1 protein-coding gene is annotated in these 506 nt (G+C 43.9%); it reads left to right on the top strand.

Annotation, left to right across the window (positions count from 1 at the left end; genetic code table 11):
* Window positions 1-335: 30S ribosomal protein S9 (gene rpsI, locus AC1DWB_RS37250; protein WP_477546040.1), on the top strand; the 335-nt coding region annotated here is incomplete at its 5' end.
* Between the last annotated feature and the right edge of the window lie 171 nt (window positions 336-506).

The raw sequence follows: 506 nt of genomic DNA, 5'->3' as shown, positions 1-506 counted from the left end.
GCTTAATACCTGGCGAAGGTAAGATTGTCATTAACAATCGGAGCATGGATGAATACTTCGGACTGGAAACTTTGAAATTGATCGTTAAACAACCGTTGAACCTGACGGAAACTTTGGGAAAATACGATGTTCTCGTTATTGCCCATGGTGGTGGTACAACTGGACAAGCTGGAGCGATCCGTCACGGAATTTCCCGTGCATTGCTGAAGCTGGATCCTGAATTCCGTCCGCCGCTTAAGAAAGCAGGCTTCCTGACTCGTGACCCACGGATGAAGGAACGGAAGAAGTACGGCTTGAAAGCCGCTCGTCGTGCGCCTCAATTCTCCAAACGTTAATATTGGTTTCCGAGATAAACCCCTTTTCGTCATTGCGACGAAAAGGGGTTTTTTGTGTACGCAATTTCAATTCACCTTGTAGCGGAAGTGCCCATACAATGATGCTATGCGTATATGCAGAATAAGGTAATCATTGACTTTATATCAAAATGACTTATACTATATTTATAA

It is taken from the genome of Paenibacillus sp. P4_E11 (assembly GCF_056401635.1).
Note: the sequence above shows the minus strand (reverse complement) of the source record. Positions and strands in the feature narration are given on the sequence as shown.